Genomic DNA, 6,067 nt, shown 5'->3' on the forward strand with positions numbered 1-6,067 from the left:
GCACATGGAACCGCATAAGACTAATGAGGGTGCCCTATGGGGCGGCCGCTTCTCCGGCGGACCGTCTGAGGCGATGTTTGCCCTCTCTGTGTCCACTCACTTTGACTGGGTGCTGGCGCCATATGACGTCCTAGCCTCCAAGGCGCATGCCAAGGTGCTGCACAAAGCGGGCCTGCTTTCTGACGCCGACTTGGACACCATGCTCTCCGGCCTCACCGAGCTAGGGGAGAAGGTGGCCTCCGGTGAGTTCCGCCCAGCACCAACGGACGAAGACGTCCACGGTGCGATGGAGCGCGGGCTCATCGAGATTGTCGGCCCAGAGGTAGGCGGTCGCCTGCGCGCTGGTCGTTCCCGAAATGACCAGGTCGCGACGCTGTTTCGCATGTGGGTACGCGATGCTATTCGCGATACCGCGGCTCAGGTGAGCGACTTGGTGGATGCCTTGGCTGATCAGGCGGCAGCACATCCGGACGCCATTATGCCGGGCAAAACTCACTCGCAGGCGGCGCAGCCAGTTCTTTTGACGCACGAGCTTTTGGGCCATGCGCAGCCGCTACTGCGCGATATTGAGCGTCTGCAGGACCTGGATAAGCGCTTGGCAGTATCGCCCTACGGCTCCGGCGCTCTTGCCGGCTCCTCCTTGCAGCTAGATCCGGAAGCCATTGCGGAGGAGCTCGGCTTTGATGCCGCCGCGGAGAACTCCTTGGATGGCACAGCGGCTCGTGACTTCGCCTCCGAGACGGCTTTCGTCTTGGCCCAGATTGCCGTCGACATGTCCCGACTTTCGGAAGAAATTATCTACTGGTGCACGCCCGAATATGGCTATGTCACCCTCGATGATGCGTGGTCGACCGGCTCGTCCATCATGCCGCAGAAGAAGAATCCGGACGTTCCGGAGCTCACCCGCGGCAAGACCGGCCGCCTTATCGGTAACCTCACTGGCCTCCTGTCTACGCTGAAGGCACAGCCGTTGGCCTATAACCGCGACCTGCAGGAAGATAAGGAGCCCATCGTTGATTCGGTCGCGCAACTTAACCTGCTGCTGCCGGCAATGACCGGGCTGGTGTCCACGCTGACTTTCCACGAGGACCGCATGCGTGAACTTGCCCCGCGCGGGTTCACGCTGGCTACCGACTTGGCCGAATGGATGGTTCGCCAAGGCGTTCCTTTCCGCGAGGCACACGAAGCGTCCGGCGCCTGCGTGCGCATCGCTGAGGAGCGAGGCATCGACCTAGTGGAGCTCACCGATGAGGAATTGGCGGGCGTCGACAAGCGGCTGAAGCCTAGCGTCCGTGACGTACTCACTATCGACGGGGCAGTGGCCTCTCGTGCCACCAAGGGCGGCACCGCTGGTGTCCGCGTGGCTGAGCAGCGCGAGACTGTCCGCCAGCGTGCCGCGGCTGCTCGCACGTGGGCACAGAAGCCGCTGCGCTAGTTCTCGGTGCGCTTTAAGAACCGCATGGTCTTCGGCCATGCGGTTCTTTTTTGTCTCGCTGCGGGGGTGGGAGATTGACCGTCATTCCCAACCTGTCAACTGCGTTGTTGAACACAATGGGGGTAGTGGTGACATGGGTAACAGTGTGGTGCGTTAGTATTCTTGCAGGGAATGTGACCTAACAGACTCATTCACCGTAATGAAAGGACGATCTCTCCTATGACAGTAAATTCTCCGCCCACTCCAGCTGGGCCACACGAGAATGAAAAGGCGGTCTACGCCTCGGAAGACCATGGCCTGCAAAAGGGAATGGGCAATCGCCAGCTGCAGATGATTGCCATCGGTTCCGCAATCGGTACCGGCCTTCTCCTGGGCACCGGCGGCCGCCTGCAGGACGCAGGCCCCTTCCTCGCCGTGCTGTACCTCGTATGTGGCTTCTTCGGCTACATCATCTTGCGCTCACTTGGCGAGCTCATCGTCTATCGCCCCAGCTCCGGCTCCTTCGTGTCTTATGCTCGCGAGTTTTATGGCGAGAAGACAGCTTTCGTCACCGGCTGGTTGTACTGGGGAAACTGGGCTATGACCCTAGTGGCGGATGGCACGGCCGTAGCCATTTACATCAAATGGTTTAGCCAATACACCTCGTGGCTCGATTCCGTCCCGCAGTGGCTACTTGCGCTCGTGGTCATCTGCGGCATCCTCGTATTTAATATGCTCTCGGTGAAGATCTTCGGCGAGCTGGAGTACTGGTTCTCCTTGATTAAGATCGTCGCGCTGATCATCTTCATGTTGGTAGCCATCGGCGTCCTCATCTTTGGCCACCCGAGTGGCGACCCGACCGGCTTCAGCCTGATTTCCGATAGTGGCGGATGGCTTCCCAACGGACTGATGCCTGCCGTGATCGTCGTCCAAGGCGTCGTCTTCGCCTATGCCGGCATTGAGCTCGTTGGTACCACCTCCGGCGAGACCAAGAACGTAGAAAAGCACATTCCGCGTGCAGTCAACAACGTGCTGCTGCGCATCCTGATTTTCTACTTCGGCTCCGTGCTGCTGCTCACGCTCGTGCTGCCGTACACCGACTACGTCGCTGATGTTTCCCCATTCGTGACCTTCTTTGAGTCCCTTGGCGTAGGTGCGGCGGCCCCGATTTTCCAGCTTGTCGTTATTACCGCTGCGATTTCCTCGCTCAACGCCGGCCTGTATTCCACCGGCCGCATTATGTACAACATGTCCACTTCCGGCTCCGGCCCGAAGTTCGGCGCTCGCATGTCCAAGTCTGGCGTGCCCTACGGCGGCATCGTCATGGCGGCCATGGTGGGCTTGGTAGGCGTCTTCCTCAACTATGTGGTGCCGGAGATGGCGTTTGAAATCGTGCTCAACCTGGCAGCCTTGGGCACATTGGCATCTTGGGCGGCAGTTGCGCTCTCGCACCTCAAATTTGTGCGCCTGGCCAAGAGCGGAAGCTACACCCGACCGGGATACCGCTCGCCGTTTGGCGAAGGCGGAGACTGGGCAGTGCTCATCTTCATTGGCCTAGTCATTATCTTGATGGCCTTTGATTATCCAATCGGCACCTTTGCACTTGCATCGACCCTGCTCCTCGTTCCGGTCTTTATGGCAATGTGGTACGCATGGCGCGACCGCATTCGCGCCATCGCGGAAGAGAGGAAGGCCAAGCACCTGCCAACCTCCAGCTTCCCGGCTGCACCGCAAACAGACCTTCACCCAAAGAAATAGAAAGGAACTTTTATGAACCACGCTGTTAAGTTCGTAGATGTAGAGAATATGGCGCGCTGGATTCAGCGCGAAGGCGTAGAAAACATCATTACCGGAATGGTGGACTACCTTGAGGCCGACTACCGCGAGTGGGAGCGCTTCGACAAGATTCCGCGCGTTGCCTCCCACACCCCGTTCGGCGTTATCGAGCTCATGCCTACCTCCAATGGCAAGGAGTACTCCTTCAAGTACGTGAACGGTCACCCATCCAACCCAGCTCGCGGTTTCCAGACCGTTACTGCCTTTGGCGTGCTTGCCGACGTCGACAATGGTTACCCCACCTTCGAAGCCGAGATGACGCTGCTTACCGCATTGCGTACCGCCGCGACCTCCGCCATGGTGGCAAAGCACTTGGCACGCAAGGATTCCAAGCGCATGGCCATGGTTGGTGCGGGTTCCCAGTCCGAGTTCCAGGCGCTTGGCTTCCGCGGCGTTATGGGTATTGAGGACATCACCATCTATGACATCGACCCTGAGGCGGTAGAAAAGTTCAAGCGCAACTTGGAGCCACTGGGCTTTAATATCACTGCTTGTTCCAACGTCGACGAGGCGGTTTTGGGTGCAGACATCATCACCACCTGTACCGCAGACAAGGCTCAGAACCAGATTCTGGCTGAGCGCCACGTCGCCCCAGGCGTACACCTCAATGCCGTTGGCGGCGACTGCCCGGGCAAGACCGAGCTGGAGAGCTCCATCCTGGACAAGTCCAAGGTCTTCGTAGAGTTCCCAGAGCAGACCCGCATCGAAGGTGAAATCCAGCAGAAGCCGGAAGACTTCCCGGTTGTCGAGTTCTACCAGGTGCTCACCGGTCAGGCCACCGGCCGCGATGACGACGAGCAGATCACGCTCTTCGACGATGTTGGATTCGCCATCAATGACTTCTCCGCGCTGCGTTACCTGCGCGATTCCGTCAAGGGCACCGACTTGGAGTCCGAGATCGACATCATCGCCAACCCGGATGACCCGAAGGATCTCTTCTCCCTAGTTGCTAACGTTCCATCCCTGCTCTAAGTCGAAGGTGGGGTAGAGGGATCCAACTTCTTCCTCTACCCGCTAAGATAAGACGCATGAGTCTTGACCCGAAGTTGCTAGAGGTCCTTGTCTGCCCGCAAGACAAGGGCCCTTTGACATATCTGGAAGATAAACAGGTCCTCGTCAACGAGCGGCTGGGCATTGCCTATCCCATTGAGGATGACATCCCAGTCATGCTTGTAGACCACGCCCAGAAATGGCCAGCTTAACTTCGACTTTTAGAAAGACCCCCATGAATATCATTGATGAACTGCAATGGCGCGGACTGATCAACCAGTCCACCGATCTTGAGGCCCTGCGCGAGGCATGCGAAAACCCCATCGCGCTGTACTGCGGCTTCGACCCCACGGGTGACTCCCTCCATGCAGGCCACTTGGTCCCACTTATCATGCTGCGCCGCTTCCAAAAGGCCGGCCACCACCCAATCGCATTGGCGGGTGGCGCAACTGGCTTTATTGGTGATCCGCGCGACGTCGGCGAGCGCTCCATGCTGAGCGAGGAAGACTTGGCCCATAACCTCGAGGCCATCAAGGGGCAGCTGCGTCGGTTCATCGATTTCGACGGCGAGCAGGCTGCCACCATGGTCAACAACGCCGATTGGACCATGAATATGTCCGTCATCGACTTTTTGCGTGACGTGGGTAAGAACTTCTCCCTCAACACGATGCTGGATCGCGATACCGTCAAGCGGCGCCTCGAGGGCGACGGCATTTCTTACACTGAGTTTTCCTACATGCTCCTGCAGTCCAATGACTTCGTGCAGCTTCGCCGCGAGCGCGATTGCGTATTGCAGATCGGCGGCGGTGACCAGTGGGGCAACATCGTCTCTGGCGTAGACCTAAACCGTCGTATCGATGGCGCCAAGGTCCATGGCCTTACGGTGCCTCTGGTTACCGACGCCTCCGGACAGAAGTTCGGCAAGTCCACTGGCGGCGGAAAGCTTTGGCTCGATCCGGAAAAGACTTCCGCATACTCCTGGTACCAGTACTTCCTCAATGCCGGTGACTCTGTAGTCATCGACTACCTGCGCTGGTTCACCTTCCTGACGCAGGAGGAAATTTCCGAATACGAGCACGCGGTGGAAGAAGAGCCTTATAAGCGTGCGGCTCAGCGTCGCCTGGCGCAAGAGATGACCGATCTGGTTCACGGTGAAGAGGCAACCAAGGCTGTCGAGCTTGCCGCCCAGGCGCTATTCGGCAAGGCCGAACTTTCCGAGTTGGATGAGAAGACCCTTGCCGGCGCGCTCTCTGAAACCACCGTCGCGGAAATTGCCGCCGGCGAACCGCGCACCATTGTTGACCTACTGGTGGCCAGCGGTTTGGCTGATTCCAAGGGTGCTGCTCGCCGCACCATCAAGGAAGGCGGCGCTTACGTCAATAACCAGCGCATCGAATCAGCAGAGTGGGAGCCGTCTGCAGAAGACCTCCTGCATGGAAGCTGGCTGGTGCTGCGGCGAGGCAAGAAGAACTTCGCTGGCGCTAAGTTGAGTTAAACAGGTGTAGATGACGTCCGTTCCACTCGTTGGAAGGGCGTCATTTTTCATTTTAGTACCCTGCCCTGCGGGTTTGTGTTGTGTGGTTGTGGTGGACTACATTAATCGAAGTCGCCGCGAGGTAGCCGGGAGGTTACTTCTGAGCGAATTTCGTACGGACTTGGTTCAAGGATTTGACAGGGTTCATTAAGTTGAGTAGGTTTGTACGAGCCGCCAACGAGAGGTTAACGGTAGGTTAATTTTTTGTGGTGTGCGGATGATGTTTGAGAACTCAATAGTGTGCCAATGTACTTTTTATTTTTTGTGTGCATGGTTGTGTGTTGATTGGTTTG

General features: G+C 58.0%; 5 protein-coding genes. All 5 read left to right on the forward strand.

What is annotated here, in order from left to right; translation table 11 throughout:
• The first annotated feature begins 4 nt into the window (after positions 1-4).
• The 5 genes from argH to tyrS all read left to right on the forward strand — a co-directional run bounded on the left by argH (position 5) and on the right by tyrS (position 5,735).
• Positions 5-1,435 (forward strand): argininosuccinate lyase, encoded by a 1,431-nt coding sequence (gene argH / locus QP884_RS02630; protein WP_284820559.1) that lies wholly within the window; start codon positions 5-7, stop codon positions 1,433-1,435.
• A 219-nt stretch (positions 1,436-1,654) separates the two neighbouring features.
• A complete protein-coding gene (locus tag QP884_RS02635; RefSeq protein ID WP_284820561.1) occupies positions 1,655-3,172 on the forward strand; it encodes an amino acid permease in 1,518 nt (505 codons plus the stop codon).
• Positions 3,173-3,184: 12 nt separating this feature from the next.
• Positions 3,185-4,222 (forward strand): ornithine cyclodeaminase, encoded by a 1,038-nt coding sequence (locus QP884_RS02640; protein WP_005327880.1) that lies wholly within the window; start codon positions 3,185-3,187, stop codon positions 4,220-4,222.
• Between the two features lie 56 nt (positions 4,223-4,278).
• The gene (locus QP884_RS02645) at positions 4,279-4,452 is read left to right on the forward strand and encodes a Trm112 family protein (RefSeq protein WP_005323252.1); all 174 of its coding nucleotides are present in this window, start codon (positions 4,279-4,281) and stop codon (positions 4,450-4,452) included.
• A gap of 23 nt (positions 4,453-4,475) precedes the next feature.
• Positions 4,476-5,735, forward strand: a complete 1,260-nt coding sequence (tyrS, locus tag QP884_RS02650) for a tyrosine--tRNA ligase (protein WP_284820562.1) — start codon at positions 4,476-4,478, stop codon at positions 5,733-5,735.
• The last annotated feature ends 332 nt before the right edge of the window (positions 5,736-6,067 follow it).

The sequence above is a fragment of the Corynebacterium tuberculostearicum genome, from assembly GCF_030229345.1.
Lineage (GTDB): Bacteria > Actinomycetota > Actinomycetes > Mycobacteriales > Mycobacteriaceae > Corynebacterium > Corynebacterium tuberculostearicum_G.